This is a genomic window from Olleya sp. KKT75, from assembly GCF_055635485.1.
Window position 1 is genome coordinate 2,261,833 of the sequence record NZ_CM145759.1, and the last position, 26,231, is coordinate 2,288,063.

The window sequence follows — 26,231 nt, forward strand, 5'->3', positions numbered from 1 at the left end:
CATCAATAGTGTTTTTGGATTTTTTTTATAGTCAGATTATTAGACTGGTATCTAGCTTTTTATACCTAATCTTCTTCTTGTTTTTAGGGGTTAAAGACCGTTTGCTGTTACCATTTGTAACGTTATTAGTTATTGCGGATGGTTTTGATTTGTATTATTTACAGCCGTATGTAATTGAGATTTATTCAGTTATAAAGATGGTGGCTTTTTTAATATTGTGTGTTATGCTTTCTGCTAAGCTCAAATTTCAAAAATTAGGAAATACTATTACGTTATTATTTGTAGTCGTTATAGCAATTAATATTTTAATTGGTTATAAGGCGGTAGCAGAAACTACTAATGAGTTGGACTACACTCAAATCTTATCAATACAAGCGTATTGGGTGGTTTGTGTTTTATCATGTGCCTTAGCTGCTAAATATTACTTTTTAAACGATTCTAAGAAAGCAGTTTATTTTACAGGCTTTACTTTTTTGTTTGTTTTTACAGATTTAAGCGGATTTGTTGCTAATTTTTTTGATGCGGATTTGTTTTTCTTTACAGAAAGAATCCTATACTTTTTAGGGTTTATGTGCTTGGGCTATTATGTGTTTTTTAATAATCAAGAACAGATTAAAAGTTAGTTACTACAAACTACCTTGAGATAAGTATTTGTAATCTTCCAATTCTGTAAGGGTCTCAATTAATTTTGAGCATCCATTTTTTATTAAATATATTGTGTCTGCAATTTCAATAACCTCGGTGTATCTGTGGTCTGTTAGTATAATTGCTTTGTGTTTTTTTTCTTCAATAATTAATGCCTTAATTTTTTCAATATATAACGGAGCCACACCATTAAAGGGCTCATCTAAAAATATAATTTTAGCTTTCTTTTTTAGTATTAAATATATTTCGACCACACGTCTTTCTCCACCGGATAAGGTCTTTATTGTGTTGTTTTTGTAGATTTTAAATTCAGGATAGTCTTTAATAAAGTTTCTCCAACTAACATTAAATAGTGTAAATAAGGTATTGACCTTAGCTTGATTTGGTGTAAAGTTGTGTTGTGGTAAATAAGCAGCAGCTTTGGTAAGATATAGTGGTTTTAATAAAGGTTTACTGTCCAGTCGGATGTGGCTGTATTTCGCGATAAGCGTACCAAAAGCAATACTTAATACGCAACTTTTTCCAGAACCATTACTGCCTAATAAAGTTGTTACTTTACCGGTCTCAGCCTTTAAATAAATGCCATTTAATATGCGTTTTTCACTAAAGTAAAGTTCTACATTATCTATCTCAAAAATCAAAGTGTATCTATATAAATTGGTGGATTAGACTTAAAAAAGCAATAGTTACTAAAGCGTCAATGCTATATAAAAAACCAAAAAGTTTTAAATCAGAGATGCCTAGGTTTTTATAAAAAACTAATTTTTGTTTTGCATCCGTTTGAGAGACGATGTAATATAGCAAAATTATTAAAAATAGTTTAGTTATAAGGGCAACTATTAGGTAGGAACTGCTTGTTATTAATAGTAAAATATTAATAATAAGAGACCATATAGCAAAGGTGCGGTAATAGTATAGTATGGCAATAAACTGATTTAACATATAGTTTTAACGGTAAAAAGGCGCTAATATTTTAATTGTAAGCAAACTACTATAAAGTATTGAAAATTCATAAATTATCGTATTTTTGTTTCACAATTTTAAGAAGAAGATGTTAGAGAAGTTACAAATAGTAAAGCAACGTTTTGATGAGGTTAGCGATTTAATAATCCAACCTGATGTTATTACCGATCAAAAACGTTACGTTGCACTAAATAAAGAATATAAAGATTTACGACTTTTAATGGATAAGCGCGAGGTTTATCTTGAGTTTACTGAAAATTTAAAAGAAGCGGAAGAAATCATAGCAGATGGTAGTGATGCCGAAATGGTCGAAATGGCTAAAATGCAATATGAAGAAGCTAAAGTGGAAATTCCTAAATTAGAAGACGATATACGTGTGCTTCTAATACCTAAAGATCCGGAGGATTCTAAGAATGCTGTTGTAGAATTACGAGCAGGAGCAGGAGGGGATGAAGCAAGTATTTTTGCTGGAGATTTATTTAGAATGTACAGTAAATACTGTGAAGCTAGAGGATGGAAAGTAGATACTGTAGATTATAGCGAAGGTACAAATGGTGGTTTTAAAGAAATCCAATTTGAAGTTACTGGTAACGATGTTTATGGGACTTTGAAGTTTGAAGCTGGTGTACACCGTGTACAACGTGTACCGCAGACAGAAACACAAGGACGTGTGCATACAAGTGCTGCCACTGTAATGGTATTTCCAGAAGCAGAGGAATTTGATGTAGAGATTAACCCAAAAGAGGTACGTGTAGATTTTTTCTGTTCTTCAGGACCAGGTGGTCAATCTGTAAACACAACATATTCTGCAGTACGTTTAACGCACATACCAACAGGATTAGTAGCGCAATGTCAAGATCAAAAATCGCAGCATAAAAACAAAGAGAAAGCTTTTAAAGTATTACGTTCGCGTTTATACGACATGGAGTTAGCTAAGAAAAACGAAGAAGATGCAGCATTGCGTGGTACCATGGTAACCTCTGGAGATAGAAGTGCTAAAATTAGAACTTACAACTATTCTCAAGGTCGTGTTACGGATCACAGAATTGGATTGACGTTATACGATTTGCAAAATATTGTAAATGGAGATATCCAAAAAATTATTGACGAATTACAATTAGCTGATAATACAGAGAAATTAAAAGCTAGTGACGAACATATTTAATATCAAGCCTCTTCATTGAGGCTTTTTTTATAGCATGACAACACAACAACTAACAGAACAAATTATTAAAAAGAAGTCTTTTCTGTGTATCGGACTAGACGTCGATTTAAATAAAATTCCACAACATTTATTACAAACCGAAGATCCTATTTTCGAATTTAATAAAGCAATAATTGATGCAACACATCATTTATGTGTGGCTTATAAACCTAATACCGCATTTTACGAAGCATATGGTTTAAAAGGATGGAAAGCATTAGAGAAAACAATAAACTATCTTAATGATAACCATCCAGATATTTTTACAATAGCAGATGCTAAACGTGGTGATATTGGTAATACTAGTACAATGTATGCAAAAGCCTTTTTTGAAGACTTAGCATTTGATAGTGTTACTGTTGCGCCATACATGGGAAAAGATTCGGTAGAGCCTTTTTTAGCCTTTAAAGATAAGCATACAATAATGCTAGCATTGACATCTAACCAAGGTGCTTTTGATTTCCAGACCAAGCAAGTAGAAGGAAAAGAGTTGTACAAACAAGTTTTAGAAACGTCTAAAAATTGGAAGAATTCTGAAAATTTAATGTACGTTGTTGGAGCAACTAAAGCCGAGTATTTTGCTGAGATCAGAAAAATAGTTCCAAATAGTTTTTTATTAGTTCCAGGTGTGGGCGCTCAAGGCGGAAATCTTCAAGACGTGTGTAAATATGGAATGAGCAAAAATGTTGGACTACTAATCAATTCTTCTAGAGGGATTATTTATGCTTCAAGCAACGACGATTTTGCACAAGCAGCAGCAGCTAAAGCAGAAGACTTACAACAACAAATGGAAGTTGTTTTAAATAATAAATAAATAAATAATTGAACGCTCCGTCATGCTGAATTTATTTCAGCATCACATTATTGGTGTCAGTAAAAATAATGTTGTCTCGCTACGTCATGCTGAACTTGTTTCAGTATCGCATTATTATTAAAGTAAGTTAATTATTATCATAGAGGATTAGAATACTTAGACTATTGTAATTTATAGATAAAATAAGAACTTTACGTCATGCTGAATATATTTCAGTATCGCATTATTTAGAGGAGTAACATTCCGTTAAAGTAATAATTAAATGAAAATTAAAGATCAAATAGGTAATGTGTTAACATTTGATACCACACCAATACGTATCATCTCGTTAGTGCCTTCTCAAACCGAATTATTGTACGATTTAGGTTTAGAGGATACTATTGTTGGTCTTACTAAGTTTTGTATACATCCAATACATTTAAAAGGAGAAAAGCAGGTTGTAGGAGGCACAAAGCAAATTAATCTAGAAAAGATTAAAGCTTTAAAGCCTGATATTATTTTGTGTAACAAAGAAGAAAATACAGAAGCTATTGTAAAAGATTGTCAATCCATCTGTGCGGTGCATGTATCCGATATTTTTACAATTACAGATTGCTTAGCGCTTATAATGCAATACGGACAACTATTTAATGTTGATGCAAAAGCAGAAAGTATTAAGGCTAAAATCACAACTAACTTAATGGATTTTAAAGCGTACATAAATGACAAACCCACTTTAAAAGTCGCTTATTTTATTTGGAAAGATCCATGGATGGTAGCAGCCAATAATACATTTATTAACCACTTACTTCAATTAAATAAATTAGATAATATTTATGCTAATCAAAAGCGATATCCTCAAGTGGATATTGCTAAGATTCAGGATAAAGATAGTTTGGACCTGGTGTTACTTTCCAGCGAGCCTTATCCATTTAAAAGTAAACATAAATCCGAATTTGTAAATACTAAAACAATTTTGGTTGACGGAGAATATTTTTCGTGGTATGGATCAAGATTAGTACAAGCGTTTAGTTACTTTAAGCAATTAAGAAAGGGCCTTTAGACTTTCTCTAGCTAAATAATTTAGTTTATTCATCTTGTTTAAAAGCTTGACCGCTTGATAGGCAGAAACGTCACTTGCTTCGTGATCTGTTTGCCGCAAATTGTAAGAGCGCTCGATTAATGCTTTATAGCGCTCGTTTAGTTTGTTTTGTTCTTGTCTGATTAGATTGGGGCTAGTCATAGTTGTTATAGGTTGTTTTTCAGGTAATTAAATTACTTTTATTTTTTTAATAAAAAAAGAAAAACTAACAATAAAATCGTAAAAAGTAAAAGAGCCCATTCTTTACCACAAAAAATAGACTCTATTAACTAACTAAACTAACTCAATAAAAGGAGTCTGAGTGCGACGCTTTTACACAGCAAATATCTAGTATATATTTTATTTATATGTTAACTTAGTATTATTCTAAGTTTAACAAAACGGTTAATCTTGTAAAGCAAATACTTTTTGAAGTAAAGCAGTTGTTCTAGATCCCACTTTAGTTCTAATATCTTGCTCTTCAACAGCAATCATTTTGTAAACACCTTTTAAAGCTTCACCTGTAACATAATCTGTTAAATCAGGATTAACGTTACTAGTAAAAGGTATAGCATTATATTTATTTATTAAGTTAGACCAAATTTGATCAGCACCAACTTTATCAAAAGAGGCTTTAATTACAGGATTAAACTTATCATATAAAGCCGTTTGTGTTTTACTTGTTAAGTATTGCGTAGCAGCATCGTTACTACCTAATAAAATGTTTTTAGCATCTGTAAAAGTAATGTCTTTAACTGCATTAATAAATATAGGTGTCGCTTCTCCAACTGCATCTTCAGCTGCTCTGTTTAAAACCTTTAAACCTTCGTCAGCTAAACTGCTTAAACCAATGTCACGTAACGCTTTGTCTACTTTTTGTAATTCTTCTGGAAGTAAAATTTTAACTAATTCGTTTTTAAAAAAACCATCTGTTTGTGTCAATTTAGAGACCTGTTTGTCAATACCTAAGTCTAAAGCTTCTCGTAGTCCGCCAGCAATATCTAAATCGCTAATCCCTCCTGATTGAGGTAATTGGTTGACAACTTGCTGTAATTCTGCGCAAGCAGTAAAATTTAAAACAATAAGTAAGGCTAATATTTTTTTCATGTTGTATAATTTAAGGCACAAATATACCTATTAATAAGATGCGTTTTTAATTCAAAAATTGCATTTTATTTTAGTTTTCTTTTTAAAATGAATAAAACCAAGCTTAAAAAGTGTGTGTCTATTATTCTAAATTAAGAGAAAATAACAGTCTTATTATTAAAAACCATCACTTTACGTTTAATATGAAGTTTTATTGCGTTGGCTAAAACTATTTTTTCTAAATCACGTCCTTTTGCAATTAAATCGGCTATTGCATGTGTATGCGACACACGTGCAACATCTTGTTCAATAATCGGGCCAGCGTCTAATGCTTCCGTAACATAATGACTAGTAGCACCTATAATTTTTACACCACGTTTGTAAGCGGAGTGATATGGTTTTGCACCAACAAAAGCCGGTAGAAAAGAGTGGTGTATATTAATCACCTTGTTTGGATATTGACTTATAATTTTACTAGATACAATTTGCATGTATCGCGCTAGAACAATAAAGTTAATACCATGTTTTTTACATAATTCTAATTGTTGGTCTTCCGCTTGCGCTTTGGTCTCTTTAGTTACTGGAATATGATAAAACGGAATATTAAAACTATCAGCAATAGGTTTTAGTGTGTTGTGATTACTAATTATAAACGGAATGTCCACTTCTAGTTCTCCAGAGTTATAACGTCCCAAAATATCATACAAGCAATGGTCATATTTTGATACAAATAAGGCCATTTTTGGTTTTGTTTCGGTAGAGTAAATACGCCATTTCATTTTAAAACGATTGGCTAAATCTTGCTTAAAAGTATGTTTGAAAGCCTCAGTTTTAAATGTAGCACTTTCAAATTCGCTTTCTAAGCGCATAAAAAATATATTTTGCTCTCTATCTACGTACTGATCTATATAAACAATGTTACCCTTATTAGTGGCAATAAAATTTGTGACGCTAGCAATAATTCCTGATTGATCACTGCAGTGTATTAAGATGGTTAATTTGTTCATTTTCAATAGGTATTAGTGACTAAAATTACTCTAAAAAAGCCATCTTATTATTTTTGCTTTTAACTTTTAGATAATTACAGATTATAGAGCAATATTTTTGAATATTCCGTAAATTGCAACCTCAAAACCCATTATATTTTAAGAATGACACAAGCAACACCATACAAACCAAAATATAAAGTTAGAATAGTAACAGCAGCAGCCTTATTTGATGGTCATGATGCGTCCATAAATATCATGCGTCGTATTATCCAATCTACAGGAGTTGAGGTAATCCACTTAGGACACGATAGAAGTGTGGACGAAGTGGTAAACACCGCAATTCAAGAGGATGCAAATGCTATTTGTTTAACCTCTTACCAAGGTGGTCATAACGAGTATTTTAAATACATGTATGATTTATTAAAAGAAAGAGGCGCAGAGCACATCAAGATTTTTGGTGGTGGTGGTGGTGTAATCTTACCTTCAGAAATCAAGGATTTAATGGATTACGGTATTTCTCGTATCTATTCTCCGGATGATGGACGTGCTATGGGATTACAAGGCATGATTAATGACTTAGTTGAACAATCGGATTTTGCTATTGGAGATGTTTTAAGTAACGAGTTGGATATTTTGCCTACTAAAAATCCTAAAGCAATTGCTAGGATTATTTCTTCGGCAGAAAACTTTCCTGACGTTGCTAAAGCGACTTTAGATAAAATTCATATTAAAAATAAAGCGTCTAAAACACCAGTTTTAGGAATTACAGGAACAGGTGGAGCAGGTAAATCTAGTTTAGTAGACGAGTTAGTGCGTCGCTTTTTAGTCGATTTTCCAGAAAAAACAATTGGTTTAGTATCTGTTGATCCTTCTAAGCGTAAAACAGGAGGAGCACTTTTAGGTGATAGAATTAGAATGAATGCTATCAACTCGCCAAGAGTATACATGCGTAGTTTAGCAACACGTCAATCTAACTTAGCATTATCTAAATATGTAAATGAAGCCGTTCAGGTTTTAAAAGCTGCGGAATACGATTTAATTATATTAGAAACCTCTGGAATTGGACAATCTGATACAGAAATTATGGAACATTCTGACGTAGCTTTATACGTTATGACTCCAGAATTTGGTGCAGCAACACAATTAGAAAAAATCGACATGCTTGATTTTGCAGATTTGGTTGCCATCAATAAATTTGACAAACGTGGGTCTTTAGATGCCCTTCGTGATGTTAAAAAACAATACATGCGTAACAATAATCTTTGGGATGTACACCAAGATGATTTACCAGTTTATGGTACTATTGCGTCGCAATTTAACGATCCAGGGATGAATACGCTTTACAAAGCCATCATGGATAAGTTAGTAGAGAAAACGGATTCTGTTTTAAAATCGACATTTGAAATTTCTCAGGAAATGAGCGAGAAAATTTTCGTTATTCCACCTTCACGTACACGTTACTTATCTGAAATTGCAGAAAGTAATCGTGCCTATGACAAAACAGCAAATACACAAGTTGAAGTTGCGCAAAAACTTTACGGAATTTATAAAACTATTGAATCTGTTTTAGAAGGAACTGTAGCATTAGATAAAGCTGGAATAGCTTCAGAATCAGTTGTAGCAACAACCGATAATAAAGACTTTGTTAAACTTTTAGTTGGCGAATTTGACCGTGTTAAATTAAACTTAGATCCTTACAATTGGGAAGTGATTACAGGTTGGGACGAGAAAGTAAACAAATACAAAAATCCAATTTATAGTTTTAAAGTAAGAGATAAAGAGATTAAGATTGAAACACATTCTGAGTCATTATCACACTTACAAATCCCAAGAATAGCCTTACCAAAGTATCAAGCTTGGGGCGATTTATTACGTTGGAATTTACAAGAAAACGTACCAGGAGAATTTCCATATACTTCGGGATTATATCCATTTAAACGTACTGGAGAAGATCCAGCACGTATGTTTGCAGGAGAAGGTGGGCCAGAGCGTACCAACAGACGTTTTCACTATGTAAGTGCAGGTTTACCAGCAAAACGCTTGTCTACCGCTTTTGATAGTGTAACGCTTTACGGAAACGACCCAGATTTAAGACCAGATATTTATGGTAAAATTGGTAATGCAGGAGTTAGTATTTGTTGTTTAGACGATGCTAAAAAACTGTACTCTGGTTTTGATTTAGCAAATGTTATGACGTCGGTAAGTATGACAATTAATGGTCCTGCACCTATGTTATTAGGATTTTTTATGAATGCTGCTATCGACCAACAATGTGAGTTTTACATTAAAGAAAACGGTCTTGAAAAAGAAGTTGAAGCAAAAATTGTTAAGCTTTATAAAGGTAAAGTGCGTCCATCTTATAATGGCGAGTTACCTGAAGGAAACAATGGGTTAGGCTTAATGCTTCTTGGTGTTACAGGAGATCAAGTGTTACCAGCAGGCGTTTATGCAGAGATTAAAAAGAATACCATTGCGCAAGTAAGAGGGACGGTTCAAGCAGATATTTTAAAAGAAGATCAAGCACAAAATACTTGTATTTTCTCTACAGAATTTGCCTTAAGACTAATGGGAGATGTTCAAGAGTATTTTATCGAGAATAACGTGCGTAACTTTTATTCAGTATCAATTTCTGGGTATCATATTGCAGAAGCAGGTGCAAACCCAATTACGCAATTAGCGTTGACGTTATCTAATGGTTTCACTTACGTGGAATATTATTTAAGTCGTGGTATGGACATCAATAAATTTGGTCCAAACTTATCATTCTTTTTCTCAAACGGAATTGATCCAGAATATGCTGTAATTGGTCGCGTGGCACGTAAAATTTGGGCAAAAGCAATGAAGCACAAGTATGGTGCTAATGCAAGAGCGCAAATGTTGAAATATCATATTCAAACGTCAGGACGTAGTTTACACGCTCAAGAAATTGACTTTAATGATATTCGTACAACGCTTCAAGCTTTGTATGCTATTTATGATAACTGTAACTCATTACACACAAATGCGTATGATGAGGCTATTACAACACCTACAGAAGAATCGGTTAGACGTGCGATGGCAATTCAATTAATTATAAATAAAGAATTAGGATTAAATAAAAACGAAAACCCAATTCAAGGCTCTTTTATTATTGAAGAATTAACAGATTTAGTAGAAGAAGCGGTGCTTTTAGAATTCGATAGAATTACAGAAAGAGGTGGTGTTCTTGGTGCAATGGAAACCATGTACCAACGTAGTAAAATACAAGAAGAAAGTTTATACTACGAAACGTTAAAGCATAACGGGAAATTCCCAATTATTGGCGTAAATACCTTCTTAAGTAGTAAAGGATCACCAACGGTTATTCCTGCGGAAGTCATTAGAGCAACAGAAGAAGAAAAGCAATTCCAGATTAAAACGTTAGCAAATCTTCATGAGGCAAATGAAACAAAAGCCTTGTTAAAAGATTTACAAGTACGTGCTATTAATAACGAAAACATATTTGAGGCTTTAATGGAAGTCTGTAAAGTATGTAGTTTAGGAGAAATCACGTCTTCTTTATTTGAAGTAGGGGGACAGTATCGTCGTAACATGTAAGCAGAGAGCCCATTTTTATTTTTTGTAAAAATGGTGCGAATCGCTTATCCCAAACTTGATTTGGGATCTAAGAAAATAATTTTCGTTTTTACGAAAAGTGAGTGAATCGCTTATCCCAAACTTGATTTGGGATCTAAGAAAATTACTTTTCGTGAATAACGAAAAAGATAAACTAGCGTTTGTCATTAAGAGTAAACCAATAATATCAATACATAAAACAAAAAAAGCGTTTCAATCTGAAACGCTTTTTTTATATTCAATAAAAAAAAATATGTCTATCAATCATACTTTTCAAGCTACTATAAATTGGAATATAAATGAAGGCGAAAGCACTAAAAACCCAAGAACCTTCAGTCGTAATCATGAGGTGCTGATAGAGAACAAAGCAACGCCTTTAAAAGTATCCGCAGCAAAACCATTTAGAGGAGATGACACGTTATACAACCCTGAAGATTTATTATTATCGGCGTTAACATCATGCCACATGATGTCTTATTTATACGTCTGTGCTCAAAATAATATAGAAGTATTAAGTTATACAGATAATGCTGAAGGCGATTTAGAAGTCAATGCTTCAGGTAGTGGTAGTTTTAAAACGGTAAGATTAAAACCAGTTGTAAGTATAAAAGACGCAAGTCAAAAAGAGTTGGCAAAAAGTCTTCATACTAAAGCTAATCAACTTTGTTTTATAGCTAATTCATGCAATTTTCCTATTGTTCATGACGCGAAAATAGTAGTACGATAATCAAGTATTAAAAAATAATTTACATGTTTTGCATCTTTTTTAAAGTATTCACGTCTATTATATGAACATAAAAATAGATATCATGAAAAATAAAGACTGTAATTGTAACTGTGACGGTTGCTCAAAAGGAAATTGCCAAAATTGTACTTGCGATAATTGTACTTGTACAAATTGCAACTGTTAAGCAACACTTAAAAGAAGTAATAATAACGCTAGTTTTGGTAACTTTATACTAAGATTAGCGTTTCTTTTAATACATAACTATGGATACTCAAGACATTTGGAAATTACATGCAGACGACATCAAATATTTTATTTTTAGTAAAGTAAAAGATGCTGTGGTAGCGGACGATTTATTGCAAGAAACGTTTATAAAAGTGCACACTAAATTAAATACTTTAAAAGATAAAGACAAACTGAAGTCTTGGTTGTTTTCTATAGCAAGGTATACTGTTTTAGATTATTTTAGAAGTCAAAAAATAGTTTATGAAACGACTGACGAAGATTTTATTTTTGAAGAACAAAAATTAGAACATACAGAAGTTGATTGTTTACATGGGATTATTAAAAGTTTGCCTAAAAAGTATCGAGATCCACTATTTTTAAGTGATATAAAAGGTGTAAAGCAATCAGAGATTGCAGCACAATTACATTTGGCATTACCAACAGTTAAATCTCAAATACAACGCGGACGAAAACTAATTGCACAAGGTTTTGTAGGCTGTTGTGATTTTGTGGTTAATGATGATGGTTTTTTGGTTGGAGAAGTTAAAGATAAAGCAGACTGTAAAATGTGCCATTAATTAGTATCTTTGCCAACTACAGATTACACTAATAGTTTACTTATCATAATTAAATAAATGTCTTTCAAGAAATACCATCCTTCATTAAAAGAAAATATTGAAAAAGCAGGTTTTGAAACTACTAATCCGTTTCAAAAACAAGTGATGCCTTTAATAAAAGCAGGAAGCGATGTGTATGCTATTGGTCCAAAAGATTGCGGTAAGACTACAGCAATGATTATTAGTACCATTCAAAAATTGGGTGCTGAAGCTTTTGAGGATTCTGCAAGAGCATTAATTGTAGTCAAAGATAAAAAAGCTGCTTTAGATTTAAGGGAGCGTTTTGAAGTGTTTACAAAAAGAACAGATTTACGTTTATATTGTGCTTATGAAGAGTATGATTTAGAAAAACAACGTGAAGAAGTGTATTATGGTGTTGATATACTAATTGCTACACCAAAACGATTAAGCAAGTTATATCATTTAAATAGTTTGCATTTAGGTGAATTACAGTTGTTTATGCTGCATGATGCTGATTTTATTGTAAGAAATAACTTTCATAACTATATTCTAAGATTAAGCGAAAGTGCACCCAAAGCCAAATTTGTAATTTTTTCTGAAACGTTTAATGCAAAAATTAAGGCCTTTCAAGACTCCTTTATGTATAATGCGAGGATAGTAGATTTTACTTAAAATCTACAGCGTTAACATCCAAGTAGTTTGTAGTTTTCTAAACTTACGGATTTCTCTTTTTAATATTGGTAAATAATCTTTACCATTACTATTACAAGATTCTAAACGACTACAGTTCTTGTATAACCTATTGGTTAATAGGTTTACGGACGCAATATGTCTATGCTTTTTATAATGACAATGTTCTAGTTCCGCACTAATAATCTCTGGTGCTAAAGACACAGATTGCTGTACAATATCTCCAGATACATAAATATTTGAGTCCTCTCTACCATCGTCGTATAAATACGCTAAATCATGATTTAAGTAACTAGAAATATTTCTAGACAACATAAATATTTGCATAGCTTGCTTATATATAGGTAGTTCTGAAAGATGAGAAGGAATTGGAGCCGACATTTTACTTTTTCTTTTTTATCAAAAATAATAACAAGCTTGTATTTTTATCTTTCGATTTTAAAGTATATATGTATATTTGCTTTAATAATTAAATAATTTTATAAAAATACTTTAATATGATTGTTGATGACCTAAGTTGGAAGATTTTAAAGTGTTTGCAACAAAATTCAAGACAATCAAACGCTGCTATTGGACGACAAGTAGGAATTACCTCTCCTGCTGTTTCAGAGCGTATTAAGAAAATGGAGGATTTAGGAATTATCCAAAATCACATTACATTAATCTCTCCTTTTGAAGTAGGATACCAACTTAAGGCGTTAATTACTTTACAAGCGTTTATGGGAAAATTAAAGCCTTTCCTTGAAAAAGTAAAAACACTTGATGAGGTTGTAAATTGCTATAGAATTACGGGTAACGAAAACATAGTGATGGAAGTGGTATTGAAAAACCACAAACATTTAGAAGCATTTATAGATCAGTTAATTGTGTATGGCGAATGCAAAACACAAATTATCTTGTCTCACGTTGTTAAAAATAATTCTATTAAAAAATTTTAATTTACTTTACAATTAGGTGTGGTACGGTATTTAAGTCCCAATCTATAACCAAGCCTCCAGCTAAGGATTGTGCGACCTCTTTACCATATAAATACTCACATAAATACAAGGCTGCTTCAAAGCTTTTAGCACCTCCAGCAGACGTAATATATTTACCATCATGCACAAAAAGCACCTCTTTTTTAATATCTAAATCTGGGTAGCGTTTACGCATGGTATCAATATCACTTGGAAACGTTGTGGATACTTTATTGTTTAAGACACCAGCTTCAGCTAATACAAAAGCACCATCGCAATGCGAGGTTACAAATGTGGCAGTTTTATCTACTTGTTTAACAAAATTGATTAATGCTATATCGTTTAAATCTGTATCTAAATGATGCTCTGCACTTGGCACAACTAGTATATCAATTTTGGGTAAGCTATCTTTAATATAGTTGTAATCAGGTAGCAAACGCATACCTTCAAATGTAGTTATTGGATGGTCTGTATTAGCAACCGTAAATACATTCATAGCTTTTATACTATCTCTAAATATAGTGTGCTGAAAAATATCATAAGGGGCAGTTAATTCAGTATTAAATGTGCCATCCATAATTAAAAACGCTACATTATAACGGTCTGGTTTTAAATCTGGGAATTGCTTTTTTATTTTAGTTTCTTCTATAGGACTAGTATTAGTTTTATCTTCTTTTTTAGTTTCAGAAGAATTACAGCTAACAAAAAGTAATACAGTAAAAAGGTATAGTATATGTTTCATAATCTAGTTTATGCGCCAAGGTGGATTTTTTCGGTTTTTGGCAGCTTTAAATAATATAATTTTATTCCCGTCGGGATCTAAAAGATGGGCTTCGGTCCAAAGCCATGACTTGTGTTCTAGTTCTGATATAAAAGTAATACCTTTTTGTTTCAGTTGAAAAACTAAAGCTTCTAAATTTTCATCTTCAAAGTAAACGATAGTGTTATTGTGTTGTTGTTTATTTTCATTAAAATGAATAGAAAATGTAGCGTCTCCATCAGGACACTCAAACCTTGCGTAACGCGGTAACGCATCTACAATAAGTTTGAGACCTAATAAAGTATAAAATGCCACAGCTTTTTCTAAATTAACAGATGATATAGTGACTTGGTTTAAATTCATCTAACTAATTTTTTACGTTTTATAAATTGATTTAAGATATATAAAAGTAGCATGCATAAACCACCTAAGACAGTCATGATATACCATGTGTTGTCATAGCCGACACCTTCTACAAGCTCCATTCCTGATTTATGACCAAAGATGTGGGCAAAAGAAAAAGCTATGGAATATAATGCCATATATTCTCCTTGGTTTCCTTTTTTAGCTTGTTGTAATGCAAACGCATTAGCGAAAGGAAAAGCTATCATTTCGCCAAGCGTCATTAAAAACATAGCAAAAATTAGAATGCCTGACCAGTTAGAAAAATTAAGAATTAGAAAACTAATGGCAGTTAAAAAAGCACCAAATAATATTAGTGACGTCTTAGCAAAGCGCGTATTTTCTAAATACTTAATTAATGGCATTTCTAATAAAAAGATAAAAAAACCATTGGCACCTAGTAGTAATCCAATTTCTAATTCGCTTAACAAGTGTCTTTCTCTGTAATATAAAGGCATTGTAGAAAAGTATTGCAGGAATATAAAACCAAACAAAAACAGTGCAAATAAAAAGATAATAAACGGTTTGTCTTTATAGGCAGAGTAGGGGTTGTCTACTTTAATTTCATCTTGTACGCGTGTCTTTTTAGGGTTTAGCACCTTTATTAATAATAGTGTGGCAGCAATACAAGTAATACCGTCTACCCAAAATAGACCACCATAACCTAAGCTAACAATTATTAAACCTCCAACAGCGGGACCTGCAGAAAAGCCCAAATTAATAGCTAATCTAATTAAAGTGACACTTCTAGTTTTGTTTTCGGGTTTACTGTAGGCGCTTAACGCTACAAACATGGCTGGTCTAAACATATCTGCAACAACCATTAAAGCAAAAATACCTAAGGACAAGGTGTAAATTGTTTTTAGGTATTGCAAGCCAATAAACATGAAGCCAGAAATAAATAAACTAAAAACCATTATTTTATAGTAACCAATCTTATCGGTTAGTTTTCCGCCTAACCATGATCCGATGACAGATCCAAGTCCAAAAGCGGTCATTATTGTACCGACGTTTGACAAAGTAAATCCTAAGTCTTCTGTTAAATACAAAGACAAAAAAGGAATAACCATGGTACCGGCTCTGTTAATTAAGGTAATTAAAGACAGCCACCATACTTCTTTTGACAGTCCGTCAAAAGTGCTTATGTAATTTTTTAGTAGTTTTTTCATTGGTTTGGTAGTTAGTATAAATGTAAAAAGTCCAACGGTTAGGTTGGACTTTTTTGTATTGTATAAATTGATATTTAAATCAGCATAACATATAACAGGTCCAACTGCTTGAATGTCTCCAAGAGGTTTGTTTAGTTAAATATGTAATGACTAAATTCATTTTTTTTTGCTTTATTGAGTTCAAATCTAGACAAAAATTTTTATTAAGTTGTATTTTTGAACAGCCTATTTTTTTAAACCACAATTAAATAAATTTTTATAAATGAAAAAAACACTATTTATCATATCACTTTTTACGCTGTTTTTTTCTTGCGGAAGCGCTTCATTTCAAGGGTTTTATAATGCTCATAAAACAGACTTGGGTGCGACGTCTTTTCAAGTGCCTAATTTTATGAAAGCTTTGCTAAGTTCGGTTTCTGTGCAAACAAAAAGTGTTATTGGAAATTTACAAGATTTAAAATACATCCAATTAGAACAGGTAAGCGAGCAAAGAAGAGCCTCTGTTATTTCTGAAATGAATGCAGTTACAAACTCTGGTTTTACTGATATGTTTAGAAAAAATGAGGTTGCCGAGACTAGAATTATTTCGGTCAAAGAACGTGGTAACATTTTAACAGATGTCATTATTTTTAATAGTAATAATTTAAAAACGACAGCGTTTTATTTAAAAGGTAGTTTTGATCCCGATAAAATAAAAGTCTTATCAGAAGCTAAAAATTTTGATGCCTTTTCTCAGGATTTATTACAATCTTATAAATCTAATAGCAATATGACTATTAGTCCTTCGTTTAACCCAAATAACTAAGTCTATATTTATGAAAAAAGTTGTTGTTTTATTTATCATAATTTCTGTTACATTAAGCTGTGCTCAAGATAAGCTACCCTTGTTAGGAGATACTGAGTACCAACGCGAAATGAATGCTAATTTTAAAGATGCAGCAAAATCGCCTTTAAAGGATAGTGACCGTAAAGCCTTTAGAAGTTTAGATTTTTTTAAATTTGATAGTACTTACGTAGTTACTGCAGCGTTTAAAAGAACACCAAATGAGTCTTCTTTTAAAATGAAAACAACTACAGATCGTTTAGTAGATTATGTAAAATATGGCGAAGTTACTTTTACTATAGACGGAAAAGAGCAAAATCTAAACGTCTATCAAAATATCGAATCTGTAAAGCAACTAGGCGAGGAGGAAGCTCTGTTTTTGCCATTTATGGATAATACTAACGGAGAAGAAAGCTATAAGGGCGGACGTTATGTCGAGGTTAAGTTGCCGGAAAATAACCAAATGGTTATAAACTTTAATAGGGCGTATAATCCCTATTGTGCTTATAATAAAAAGTATTCTTGCCCCATTGTACCAAGCGAAAACATTTTATATTTGCGCATTGAAGCTGGAGTTAAAAAGTATAAAAAAGACTAGATTAAAATTGTTTAGCAACCCACATCCCAAAAAATACTGCTAAAAAACCAAGTATAAAACTGGTAATAGTATAAAGAGCAAAACTTGTAAAATCTCCTGATTTTAAAAACAAGTGATTCTCATAAGCAAACGTAGAGAAAGTTGTGAATCCACCACAAAAACCAGTTGCTAATAATAACGTTTGATTATTGTTAAGGGTGTTGTTTTTTAAGGCTAAACCTAGAATAATCCCTATTAATAAACTACCCAAAATATTGGCTAAAAAGGTGCCATACGGAATCCCGTTTTCAGTATTATTAAGTGCTTTTCCAATAATATAACGCAGGACGCTTCCAAAACCACCACCTACAAAGACTAATACAAGTTGTTTCATTTAATTACTTAAAGTTGTGTTGTTTTCTATTAGTATAGGTAAATATATTTCTGTAATCCAATCTGATGGATTTGGTGTGTTGGTTGGATCTGTCACATATACTTCCAAAGTTACACCTGTTTTATCTGCAACTAAGTTGTTATCTGTTTGGTAGCTCATTGCAGTATTCCATGCTTTTTCTAAGTGAGAATAGTTTCCTTTTAAGGTTGTTTTTAAAGCGCTAAAAGGTTCTAATTGTCCAGTTAATATATCATCTTGAGAAGTAATAATACGATCTGCAGTTGGCATTGCACAAGAAAACATAACTGCATTATTCTCTAAATCCCATTTATGATAAATTACAAATGGTGCTCCAGATGGCGTGATATTATTGTCCTTAAAATATTGTTTTAATTTTGGAAACATTTGCTCCATTTTTCCTTTAAAAGTCTCCATTTTAGAAGAAGTGGTGTTGTATACATAAAAGCCACCACCATGTTCCGTAACACCATTTATTGTTATGCTATGTTGTTTCATGCTTTCTGTAACCTTACGATCTAGAAGGTCCAAACTACGCTCATAATACGGTCCTATTTGCTTGTCCATCCCTCCAGAAAACGCACTATATGCTTTAAATCCAAACGGTAAATTTTTCCCAGAAATGGTCCACTTTACCGCCGTACTTCCGTCAGGGTTTGGTGTAAAATTCCATATAACATCAGAGCTAGGATAGTCTCCAAATTGCATGACTTGTGTTATCGATTTATTTGGATTGTTATCTGTTGTGGTCATTGTGCCCGTTTCGCCATTATCAGTCCAATAATAAGCGCCATCTATACCTTTTGTTTGCTCAGGATAAGTAATAGTCATTTCTGGCTTTTCTTCAATCCAAGCATTCCAATCTTCCCAGTTTTTAAAATCAATAACTTCATTGTAAATTAGACTTGCAGGTGCTTGTATAGTTTTACTTCTAGTTACTGTATAATCATTAGGTTGTACTGCTACATAAATAGCTATTGCTATAATTGCAATTAATAAAAGAAACAATAGGTACTTTATGTATTTCATTCTGAGCAAAATTAAATAGTTAGTTATTTCAAAGATAATCAATTTACAATTTGTTAAATTCTTATCTTTAAAGACTTTTAAAAAACTATATTAATTATGAAACTAAAATCAATACTAAGTGCTGCGTTTGTTGCAACACTATTGTTTTCTTGTGGTAATGATAAGGCAGAAAAGCCAGCAACACAGGAAACAGCAAAAGCCGAAACAGCTTTTGACTTTAATGTCGAGCAATTTGCAGATATTAAAATACTACGATATCAAATTCCGGGTTGGGAAAATCTAACCTTAAAGGAACAAAAATTAGTGTATTATTTAACACAAGCAGGTTTGGCAGGTCGCGATATAATGTGGGACCAAAACTACAGACATAATCTAAAAATCAGAAAAGCATTAGAAAATATCTATACTAACTTTTCAGGAGATAAAGCTACTGCAGATTGGAAAGCTTTTGATGCTTACGTAAAACGTGTATGGTTTAGTAATGGTATCCACCACCACTATTCTAACGATAAGCTTAAGCCAGATTTTTCTAAAGAGTATTTACAAGAAATTATGACTGCAACTAACACAACGTTAGCTGGAGAAGCATTTAATGTCTTGTTTAATGATATAGATAGCAAAAAAGTAAACCTATCTAAAGGGGTTGATAATGTTGCATTATCTGCTGTTAACTTTTACGGACCTGGTGTTACTAATGCAGATGTAGAATCGTTTTACAAAAAAATGAAATCGCCAAACCCAGATAAACCATTATCATATGGTTTAAACTCTCAGTTAGTTAAAGAGAATGGTGTTTTGAAAGAACGTGTGTATAAGTCTGGTGGTTTATACGGTGCAGCTATTGACCAAATTGTTAAATGGTTAGAATTAGCAAAAGGCGTTGCAGAAAATAAAGAACAAGGTACTGCTTTGGGGCTTTTAATTAGATACTACAAAACAGGAGATTTACAAACTTGGGATAATTATAACGTAGCTTGGACTGCTGCTACTGCAGGAAATGTAGATTATATTAATAGTTTTATTGAAGTTTATAATGACCCATTAGGTTACAGAGGATCTTACGAAACAGTTGTACAAATCAACGATTTTGACATGTCAGCAAAAATGGCTGTATTATCAGAAAACGCACAATGGTTTGAAGATAATTCACCTTTAATGGATGCACACAAAAAGAAAAATGTGGTTGGTGTAACTTATAAGGTAGTAAATGTCGCAGGAGAGGCAGGAGATGCATCACCAAGTACACCAATTGGTGTAAACTTACCAAACGCTAACTGGATTCGTGCAGCTGTTGGAAGTAAGTCAGTGTCTTTAGGTAACATCATTCATGCTTACAACAATGCTGGAAGTACAGGTCGTTTAAAAGAATTTGTAAACGATGATGAAGAGTATGTTTTAGAAGAAAAATACGGACAAGTAGCAGATAAGTTACATACTGCTTTACACGAAGTTATTGGTCACGCCTCAGGACAATTAAATCCGGGTGTTGGAGAAACTAAAGAAACGCTTAAAAATTATGCTTCTACTTTAGAAGAAGGTCGTGCTGATTTAGTTGGCTTATACTATTTATATAACCCAAAAATTCAGGATTTAGGATTGGTTGACGATTGGAAAAACGTTGGTATGGCTGCTTATGATGGTTACATCCGTAATGGTTTAATGACGCAATTAATTAGATTAAATATCGGAGACGAAGTAGAAGAAGCACATATGCGTAACAGACAATGGGTTAGTGCTTGGGTATTTGAAAAAGGAAAAGCAGACAATGTTATAGAAAAAATAACACGTGATGGAAAAACATACTTTAACATCAATGATTATGAGAAATTACATGGTCTTTTTGGAGAGTTATTGCGCGAAACACAACGTATCAAGTCTGAAGGAGATTATAAAGCTGTAGAAGACTTAGTAGAAGGTTATGGTGTAAAAGTGGACCAAGCGATTCATAAAGAAGTTTTAGAGCGTAACAAACAATTTACATCTCCTGCTTATAGTGGTTTTGTAAATCCTGTTTTAGTGCCAGAAACAAATGCGGACGGAGAGATTACTGCTATTAAAGTAACACAGCCAGAAAGTTTTGATGGCCAAATGTTATTTTACAGTAAAAACTACAATTTTTTACCAGAAGTAAACTAAAATTATAACGCTTACGCGGAAATTAAAAAGCCTTAATCTAAATTAGATTAAGGCTTTTTTTATTACTTAAAAATAGTGTCGTTTTTATTTAAATATAACTTTAATAGCCACAATCATCCCAATAAAACCAAGGAAGGCTAGAAGTACCCATGGGACACCTTTAAAGTGTGCTTTATGTAGTTTTAAATCTTTTCTGTACATTCTTATAAGCACTAAAATAAAAGCAATAGCGAATAAAACTCCAAAAACGATTTGTCCTTTACTAAACATAATTTATTTTTAAGCAAAATTACTAAAACTAAGGACTAACATCAAAGAATAAAACAACAATTACATGCAAGATAAAATTGAAGCAGTAAAAGCTTTTCATACAGCTTTTAAAATAGGACATAAAGAGGCGCCAAAAGCGGATTTAGGTGAGGCTAAAAATAAATTGCGTTTTGAGCTAATGCGAGAGGAAAATGCAGAATATTTAGAGGCTGCACAAAATAACGATTTAGTCGAAGTTGCAGATGCTTTAGGAGATATGTTATATATTTTATGTGGTACTATTATAGAGCATGGTATGCAACATAAAATTGAAGAAGTATTTAACGAAATACAACGCAGTAACATGAGTAAATTAGGTGAAGACGGAGAACCTATTTATCGCGAAGATGGAAAAGTATTAAAGGGACCAAATTATTTTAAGCCAAATATAAAAGCAATATTGGATAAGTAATTTATTAACACATAAGTGCAAAAAAAAGCAACCAATTGGTTGCTTTTTTTTTGCTATCTAAAACTAGATATATTTATATGTTCTAATTAAAGTTTTACACGCCATCCAAATGGGTCTTCAACTTTATTAGTTTGTATTGCTACAATACGATTTTTTAATTTTGATGCAAAAGAAGCGTCTTGTTCTGGAATTATAAAATCTTCGCCTCTAAATCCAAAACCAGAAATTGGAGAAATTACTGCAGCTGTTCCTGCTCCAAACATTTCTTTTAAACTTCCATTTCTAGATGCTTCAACTAACTCACTAACTTTTACTTTTCTAACGTCTGTTTTTAAACCTTCAGCTTCTGCTAACTGTAAAATACTTTTTCTTGTAATTCCGTCTAAAATACGGTCACTTACAGGAGATGTTAAAAGGGTATCGTTAATACGAATAAAGACATTCATCGCACCAGCTTCTTCTATAAATTCGTGCGTAGTATCGTCGGTCCAAATGACTTGTTGGTATCCTTTTGCTTTTGCTAATTGTGTTGGATAAAACTGTCCAGCATAATTACCACCAGCTTTAGCAAATCCTACACCACCGTTTGCACTACGTGAGTACGTTTCTTCTATTAATACATTAACTTTTCCAGAAAAATAAGCGCCTGAAGGTGCCGCACAAATAATAAATTTATACTCATCAGCAGGAGAGGCATGAAATCCTTTTCCTGATGCAAAAATAAATGGTCTAATATATAGAGAACTTCCTTCTGCAGTTGGGATCCAATCTTTTTCCACTTCTAAAAGGGCTTTTAAACCTTCCATGAAATACGCTTCTGGTAACTCAGGAATAGATAAACGTTTAGCAGACACATTTAAGCGTCTTACATTATCCATAGGCCTAAACATAAAGACATCTTCTTTATCATCTTTGTAGGCTTTCATACCTTCAAAAATAGACTGTCCATAATGAAAAATTTTCGCTGATGGATCTAAAGTAATTGGGCTGTAAGGAACAATCTCTGGAGTGTGCCACTTACCATCCTTATAATCGCAAATTAGCATGTGATCAGAAAATACTTGTCCGAATGCTAAATTGTTAAAATCAATCGAACTTATTTTTGAAGATTCAGTTCGTGTAATTTTTATGTCGTTTTTGGTTAAAGCTGCCATATTTTGTGGTTGTTTTTCTGACACAAAAATACAGAAATATAAATTAGAAAGTATGCTATTGCACTTAAAATACTATCTTTGAATAACATAATTTAATAGATAACACCATGAGAAATTATTTCATCTTATTAGCACTATTAGTAACAATAGTTGCTTGTAAAAACGACACTAAGCAGCAAGATGCATCAGAAGTTGCTAAAAAAGAAGCAACGGAGCGAGCAGATGCTATTACTTTTAAGCCGTTTGGAAAAGAGATTATAGCTAACGACGCTATTGCATCTAGATCCATGATAGCGCATTATAAAGATTTAAAGTCTGGAGATAGTATTCCTGCTAAAGTAACGTTAAAAGTAAAAGAAGTTTGCCAAGCTAAAGGTTGTTGGATGACAGCAGATTTAGGAGATGGTAATGAAGTGATGGTAAAGTTTAAAGACTATGGTTTTTTTATGCCAAAAGACATTGCTGGACAAATGGTAATTGTAAATGGAATGGCATATGTTAAAGAGGTGCCTGTAGATGAGCAACGTCATTATGCTGAAGATAAAGGCGCATCTAAAGAAGAAATTGAGAAAATTACAGAACCAAAACGTACGTATTCTTTTGAAGCAGATGGTGTACTATTAGTAGATACTAAATAGTGAAACCACAAATAGAATTAACAAAAGACGGATCTTCAACTTTGTTACATCCCAAGTATAATGCCTTATATCATTCTACTTATGGAGCAATAGAAGAGTCTAACTTTGTATATATAAATGCAGGATTGTTTTCTGTTTTGTCTTCTGAAAAGGAGCAGGACTTAAAACAATCCTGTTCTATTTTAGAAGTTGGCTTTGGGTCTGGGTTAAATGCTTTTAATACGTTTTTAAAAACAGAAGCATTGCCAGTAAATATCAACTATGTTGGTATAGAAACCTTTCCTGTAGGACTAGATATTGTAGCACAATTAAATTACCCTGATTTATTTTTGAAAAAAGACAAGCAATCGGTTTTTAATCAAATGCACGATGTCTCTTGGGAAGAGCAACATCAGCTTACAGATCAATTTAGTCTTGAAAAGCGTAATCTTGATATTTTTAAATTAGAGGACAAAGCACAATATGATGTCATTTATTATGATGCGTTTGGTCCAGGTGCACAACCAGAATTATGGACAGAGCCTATTTTTAAAATTATGTTCGAGGCGCTTAAAACAAACGGTATATTAATTACGTATTGTGCACAAGGTGCAGCAAGACGTGCTATGATTAGTGCAGGTTTTAAAGTAGATCGATTACCGGGACCGCCAAATAAACGTCATATTTTAAGAGCTGTAAAACTTTAGTTTTCCGAAGTGTTTTTTTATTCTTATAATTAAACGTTAAAGCTTACTTAAACCGTTAAAAGTTAGTATTACTTATTCGTATTTTTAATAAAAAAAGTAATGCGAATTTTAATTACGGGAGCAACAGGATTAATTGGAAGCGAAATTGTAAAACAATGTCGCTTAAATAATATTGCTGTTAATTATTTAACAACAAGTAAATCCAAATTGTCTAAAGCCGAAAACTACAAAGGTTTTTATTGGGATCCCGCTAAAAATGAGATTGATGTAACGTGCTTAGAAGATGTGCAAGCAATTATCCATTTGGTTGGTGCTAGCATTTCTAAACGTTGGACAGAAGCGTATAAAAAGACTATTTTGTTAAGTCGTGTTCAGACCTCTCAATTAATATTCAATACATTGCAAAATAATCCTAATCAAGTTACTCAAATTGTTTCAGCTAGTGCTATTGGTATTTATCCAAATTCATTAACTAATTATTATACGGAGGACTCGAAAGAAGTTAGCACGTCCTATTTAGGTCAAGTGGTGGAACAATGGGAGCAAGCAGTAGATGCCTTTTCTAGTTTGGATATTATGGTTTCTAAAGTTAGAATTGGATTAGTCTTATCTGCAAAAGGCGGAGCGCTTCCAGAAATGGCTAAACCTATTAAGTTTGGCGTCGGTGCGGCATTTGGGTCTGGTAAACAATGGCAATCTTGGATACATATTTCAGATCTTGCTAATTTGTTTTTACATGTTTTAGAGCATAAATTAGAAGGTGTTTATAACGGTGTAGCACCAAATCCAGAGACTAATACTTATTTAACAAAAGCAATAGCAAAGCAATTAAAAAGACCATTACTATTACCTAATATTCCGGAGTTTGCAATGAAGCTTGTTTTAGGAGATATGCATATCTTGTTATTTGAGAGCCAACGTGTAAGTTCTCAAAAAGTTGAAGAAACAGGTTTTAATTTTACACATTATAATCTTCAAAGCGCCTTACAGGAGGAGTATTAGGAGGATTTGTTTACAATAGTTTGTTATACTGTTTTTATTGATTCCTTTTGGATAGTTCATCTTCAGTGATATAGCCATCATTATTTTTGTCTCTATTTGTGAAATTTTCTTTTAGTTTTCCTTTGGCTTCGGTTTTCGAAATCTTTCCATCCCTATTATCATCCATTCTTTTCAGCATATTCACGAAATTTGGTACTGAATTTGGAGTGTTTATTTCAGACAGTTGTTTAGGGTCAACTTGTGTTTTATTATTTTCAACTATACTGTCATTACAAGTAATAACCATTAAGTCTTGAGCGTACAACACTGTGTTATTATAATTTTCACGAATTTGGGTAGTCGTTGCTTCTTCATCAATTGTTGCAAATGTAAAGTGCGTTAATACTAAGTTTTTAGTATTGGCTTCTTTAGCCATTTTAGAGCTTTCTGTTAAATTAACATGGGCTTTTTCTTTAGTTGACTGTTTGTTAGTCTTGTTATTTGTAGCATTTCTTTTAGAACCAGCCGCAATTGCACCACCAGAATCCATTATTAAATAGTCCGCATTTTTAGCTAAAATTGGTAATGATTCAGAATAGGTTAAGTCTCCAGAAATTACAATAGATTCATCACCAACATCAAATCGATAGGCTAAAGTTTCAATAGTATGATTTACTAAGGTGTATGACACTTTGATGTCTCCGATATAAAAGGGAGTATTCTCTGTTAGGTTTTTACTTGTAAAGTTGGATATAACATCATTTAAACCTCTATCGGATTTAGAGAGTCTATATGCGATGTCTTCTTCATAAATATCTAAAATATTATCAACTATAGAAGCGGTTTGTTTTGGACCTGCAATTATTATTTTATTTCCACCAAGTAACGATTGAATAAAAATTGGCGCAAATTCCTCATTATGGTCTAAATGATGATGTGTAAATAGTAAGCCATCAAGCATTTTAATCTTAGTATTGTTTTTGTTTAGATTGGCCTGAGTACCATTACCCATATCCACCAATATTTGTGTGTTTTTATAAGTGATTAATACTGACGGTCCGGAACGTTCTGTATTATATTTAGGTGATCCAGAACCAATAATTGTAGCTGTTAAATGATTTATGTTATTTTGAGCAGACAATTGTGTTCCTAAAAAGAGGAGTACTAGTATTAAGTATCGTGTCATGAGGTATGATTTGATACTTGGACTAT

The 26,231-nt window shown here is 32.5% G+C and carries 29 protein-coding genes; 16 read left to right on the forward strand and 13 right to left on the reverse strand.

Features of this window, described 5'->3' with window-relative positions:
* The first annotated feature begins 14 nt into the window (after nt 1-14).
* Nucleotides 15-623 carry a hypothetical protein gene (locus tag ACZ2G2_RS10025; RefSeq protein ID WP_470391998.1) on the forward strand — a complete coding sequence of 203 codons (609 nt, stop codon included), beginning with the start codon at nt 15-17 and terminating at the stop codon, nt 621-623.
* A 3-nt stretch (nt 624-626) separates the two neighbouring features.
* Here the strand turns inward: ACZ2G2_RS10025 and ACZ2G2_RS10030 are convergent, their stop codons facing one another.
* Complete coding sequence (locus ACZ2G2_RS10030) at nt 627-1,286, reverse strand: ATP-binding cassette domain-containing protein (RefSeq protein WP_090840029.1); 660 nt, start codon at nt 1,284-1,286, stop codon at nt 627-629.
* A gap of 410 nt (nt 1,287-1,696) precedes the next feature.
* Between ACZ2G2_RS10030 and prfA the strand changes: the two genes are divergently transcribed.
* From prfA to ACZ2G2_RS10045, 3 genes are all read left to right on the forward strand, one after another.
* Nucleotides 1,697-2,773 (forward strand): peptide chain release factor 1, encoded by a 1,077-nt coding sequence (gene prfA, locus ACZ2G2_RS10035; RefSeq protein ID WP_101203276.1) that lies wholly within the window; start codon nt 1,697-1,699, stop codon nt 2,771-2,773.
* Between the two features lie 34 nt (nt 2,774-2,807).
* Complete coding sequence (gene pyrF, locus ACZ2G2_RS10040) at nt 2,808-3,626, forward strand: orotidine-5'-phosphate decarboxylase (RefSeq protein WP_090840023.1); 819 nt, start codon at nt 2,808-2,810, stop codon at nt 3,624-3,626.
* A gap of 262 nt (nt 3,627-3,888) precedes the next feature.
* Nucleotides 3,889-4,668, forward strand: coding sequence for an ABC transporter substrate-binding protein (locus ACZ2G2_RS10045; RefSeq protein WP_470391999.1), 780 nt, complete (start codon nt 3,889-3,891; stop codon nt 4,666-4,668).
* Here the strand turns inward: ACZ2G2_RS10045 and ACZ2G2_RS10050 are convergent.
* The 3 genes from ACZ2G2_RS10050 to purU all read right to left on the reverse strand — a co-directional run bounded on the left by ACZ2G2_RS10050 (nt 4,651) and on the right by purU (nt 6,779).
* Nucleotides 4,651-4,848, reverse strand: coding sequence for a Lacal_2735 family protein (locus ACZ2G2_RS10050; RefSeq protein WP_090840019.1), 198 nt, complete (start codon nt 4,846-4,848; stop codon nt 4,651-4,653). The two genes, ACZ2G2_RS10045 and ACZ2G2_RS10050, sit on opposite strands and share 18 nt — an antisense overlap.
* A gap of 243 nt (nt 4,849-5,091) precedes the next feature.
* On the reverse strand, nt 5,092-5,793 hold the full coding sequence (locus ACZ2G2_RS10055) for a DUF4197 domain-containing protein (protein WP_090840017.1): 702 nt from the start codon (nt 5,791-5,793) through the stop codon (nt 5,092-5,094).
* Between the two features lie 131 nt (nt 5,794-5,924).
* The gene (gene purU / locus ACZ2G2_RS10060) at nt 5,925-6,779 is read right to left on the reverse strand and encodes a formyltetrahydrofolate deformylase (RefSeq protein WP_470392000.1); all 855 of its coding nucleotides are present in this window, start codon (nt 6,777-6,779) and stop codon (nt 5,925-5,927) included.
* Nucleotides 6,780-6,923: 144 nt separating this feature from the next.
* On the opposite strand from purU, the gene ACZ2G2_RS10065 reads away from it, so the two are divergent.
* The 4 genes from ACZ2G2_RS10065 (at nt 6,924) to ACZ2G2_RS10080 (ending at nt 12,557) form a co-directional block, all read left to right on the forward strand.
* The gene (locus ACZ2G2_RS10065; protein ID WP_470392001.1) at nt 6,924-10,337 is read left to right on the forward strand and encodes a methylmalonyl-CoA mutase family protein; all 3,414 of its coding nucleotides are present in this window, start codon (nt 6,924-6,926) and stop codon (nt 10,335-10,337) included.
* Between the two features lie 271 nt (nt 10,338-10,608).
* A complete protein-coding gene (locus ACZ2G2_RS10070; protein ID WP_470392002.1) occupies nt 10,609-11,082 on the forward strand; it encodes an OsmC family protein in 474 nt (157 codons plus the stop codon).
* A gap of 263 nt (nt 11,083-11,345) precedes the next feature.
* The gene (locus tag ACZ2G2_RS10075) at nt 11,346-11,885 is read left to right on the forward strand and encodes a sigma-70 family RNA polymerase sigma factor (protein WP_470392003.1); all 540 of its coding nucleotides are present in this window, start codon (nt 11,346-11,348) and stop codon (nt 11,883-11,885) included.
* 57 nt (nt 11,886-11,942) lie between these two features.
* Nucleotides 11,943-12,557, forward strand: coding sequence for a DEAD/DEAH box helicase (locus ACZ2G2_RS10080; protein ID WP_101203271.1), 615 nt, complete (start codon nt 11,943-11,945; stop codon nt 12,555-12,557).
* Nucleotides 12,558-12,560: 3 nt separating this feature from the next.
* Here the strand turns inward: ACZ2G2_RS10080 and ACZ2G2_RS10085 are convergent, their stop codons facing one another.
* Nucleotides 12,561-12,956 carry a hypothetical protein gene (locus ACZ2G2_RS10085; RefSeq protein WP_090840008.1) on the reverse strand — a complete coding sequence of 132 codons (396 nt, stop codon included), beginning with the start codon at nt 12,954-12,956 and terminating at the stop codon, nt 12,561-12,563.
* A gap of 116 nt (nt 12,957-13,072) precedes the next feature.
* Here ACZ2G2_RS10085 and ACZ2G2_RS10090 point away from each other — a divergent pair, with 116 nt between their 5' ends.
* Nucleotides 13,073-13,513, forward strand: a complete 441-nt coding sequence (locus tag ACZ2G2_RS10090; RefSeq protein WP_090840006.1) for an Lrp/AsnC family transcriptional regulator — start codon at nt 13,073-13,075, stop codon at nt 13,511-13,513.
* A 1-nt stretch (nt 13,514) separates the two neighbouring features.
* Here the strand turns inward: ACZ2G2_RS10090 and ACZ2G2_RS10095 are convergent, their stop codons facing one another.
* From ACZ2G2_RS10095 to ACZ2G2_RS10105, 3 genes are read right to left on the reverse strand one after another with little or no spacing between them, the layout of a single operon-like run.
* Nucleotides 13,515-14,273: a DJ-1/PfpI family protein gene (locus ACZ2G2_RS10095; RefSeq protein ID WP_470392004.1), complete on the reverse strand. Its 759-nt coding sequence runs from the start codon at nt 14,271-14,273 to the stop codon at nt 13,515-13,517.
* Between the two features lie 3 nt (nt 14,274-14,276).
* Nucleotides 14,277-14,654, reverse strand: a complete 378-nt coding sequence (locus tag ACZ2G2_RS10100) for a VOC family protein (RefSeq protein WP_101203268.1) — start codon at nt 14,652-14,654, stop codon at nt 14,277-14,279.
* Nucleotides 14,651-15,862 carry an MDR family MFS transporter gene (locus ACZ2G2_RS10105; RefSeq protein WP_090840000.1) on the reverse strand — a complete coding sequence of 404 codons (1,212 nt, stop codon included), beginning with the start codon at nt 15,860-15,862 and terminating at the stop codon, nt 14,651-14,653. The genes ACZ2G2_RS10100 and ACZ2G2_RS10105 overlap by 4 nt, the downstream gene beginning before the upstream one ends.
* 262 nt (nt 15,863-16,124) lie before the next feature.
* On the opposite strand from ACZ2G2_RS10105, the gene ACZ2G2_RS10110 reads away from it, so the two are divergent.
* On the forward strand, nt 16,125-16,667 hold the full coding sequence (locus ACZ2G2_RS10110) for a DUF4252 domain-containing protein (RefSeq protein WP_090839998.1): 543 nt from the start codon (nt 16,125-16,127) through the stop codon (nt 16,665-16,667).
* Nucleotides 16,668-16,677: 10 nt separating this feature from the next.
* Nucleotides 16,678-17,283, forward strand: a complete 606-nt coding sequence (locus tag ACZ2G2_RS10115) for a DUF1684 domain-containing protein (protein WP_470392005.1) — start codon at nt 16,678-16,680, stop codon at nt 17,281-17,283.
* A gap of 1 nt (nt 17,284) precedes the next feature.
* On the opposite strand, the gene crcB is transcribed toward ACZ2G2_RS10115, so the two are convergent.
* A complete protein-coding gene (gene crcB / locus ACZ2G2_RS10120) occupies nt 17,285-17,656 on the reverse strand; it encodes a fluoride efflux transporter CrcB (protein WP_090839994.1) in 372 nt (123 codons plus the stop codon).
* A complete protein-coding gene (locus ACZ2G2_RS10125) occupies nt 17,657-18,703 on the reverse strand; it encodes an SRPBCC family protein (RefSeq protein WP_470392006.1) in 1,047 nt (348 codons plus the stop codon).
* Nucleotides 18,704-18,799: 96 nt separating this feature from the next.
* Here ACZ2G2_RS10125 and ACZ2G2_RS10130 point away from each other — a divergent pair, with 96 nt between their 5' ends.
* Complete coding sequence (locus tag ACZ2G2_RS10130) at nt 18,800-20,839, forward strand: dipeptidyl-peptidase 3 family protein (RefSeq protein ID WP_470392007.1); 2,040 nt, start codon at nt 18,800-18,802, stop codon at nt 20,837-20,839.
* Between the two features lie 84 nt (nt 20,840-20,923).
* Here ACZ2G2_RS10130 and ACZ2G2_RS10135 read toward each other — a convergent pair whose 3' ends face one another.
* A complete protein-coding gene (locus ACZ2G2_RS10135) occupies nt 20,924-21,109 on the reverse strand; it encodes a hypothetical protein (RefSeq protein WP_090839988.1) in 186 nt (61 codons plus the stop codon).
* A gap of 64 nt (nt 21,110-21,173) precedes the next feature.
* Here ACZ2G2_RS10135 and ACZ2G2_RS10140 point away from each other — a divergent pair, with 64 nt between their 5' ends.
* Nucleotides 21,174-21,560 (forward strand): nucleoside triphosphate pyrophosphohydrolase family protein, encoded by a 387-nt coding sequence (locus tag ACZ2G2_RS10140; protein ID WP_282068522.1) that lies wholly within the window; start codon nt 21,174-21,176, stop codon nt 21,558-21,560.
* Between the two features lie 86 nt (nt 21,561-21,646).
* Here the strand turns inward: ACZ2G2_RS10140 and ACZ2G2_RS10145 are convergent, their stop codons facing one another.
* Nucleotides 21,647-22,714 carry a branched-chain amino acid aminotransferase gene (locus ACZ2G2_RS10145; protein ID WP_101203262.1) on the reverse strand — a complete coding sequence of 356 codons (1,068 nt, stop codon included), beginning with the start codon at nt 22,712-22,714 and terminating at the stop codon, nt 21,647-21,649.
* A 107-nt stretch (nt 22,715-22,821) separates the two neighbouring features.
* Between ACZ2G2_RS10145 and ACZ2G2_RS10150 the strand changes: the two genes are divergently transcribed.
* The 3 genes from ACZ2G2_RS10150 to ACZ2G2_RS10160 all read left to right on the forward strand — a co-directional run bounded on the left by ACZ2G2_RS10150 (nt 22,822) and on the right by ACZ2G2_RS10160 (nt 25,040).
* Nucleotides 22,822-23,352: a DUF4920 domain-containing protein gene (locus ACZ2G2_RS10150; protein WP_470392008.1), complete on the forward strand. Its 531-nt coding sequence runs from the start codon at nt 22,822-22,824 to the stop codon at nt 23,350-23,352.
* Nucleotides 23,352-24,038 (forward strand): tRNA (5-methylaminomethyl-2-thiouridine)(34)-methyltransferase MnmC2, encoded by a 687-nt coding sequence (mnmC2, locus tag ACZ2G2_RS10155; protein ID WP_470392009.1) that lies wholly within the window; start codon nt 23,352-23,354, stop codon nt 24,036-24,038. The genes ACZ2G2_RS10150 and mnmC2 overlap by 1 nt, the downstream gene beginning before the upstream one ends.
* 99 nt (nt 24,039-24,137) lie before the next feature.
* Nucleotides 24,138-25,040 carry a TIGR01777 family oxidoreductase gene (locus tag ACZ2G2_RS10160; RefSeq protein WP_470392010.1) on the forward strand — a complete coding sequence of 301 codons (903 nt, stop codon included), beginning with the start codon at nt 24,138-24,140 and terminating at the stop codon, nt 25,038-25,040.
* 34 nt (nt 25,041-25,074) lie between these two features.
* Here ACZ2G2_RS10160 and ACZ2G2_RS10165 read toward each other — a convergent pair whose 3' ends face one another.
* Complete coding sequence (locus ACZ2G2_RS10165; RefSeq protein WP_281847044.1) at nt 25,075-26,205, reverse strand: MBL fold metallo-hydrolase; 1,131 nt, start codon at nt 26,203-26,205, stop codon at nt 25,075-25,077.
* Nucleotides 26,206-26,231: the final 26 nt, after the last annotated feature.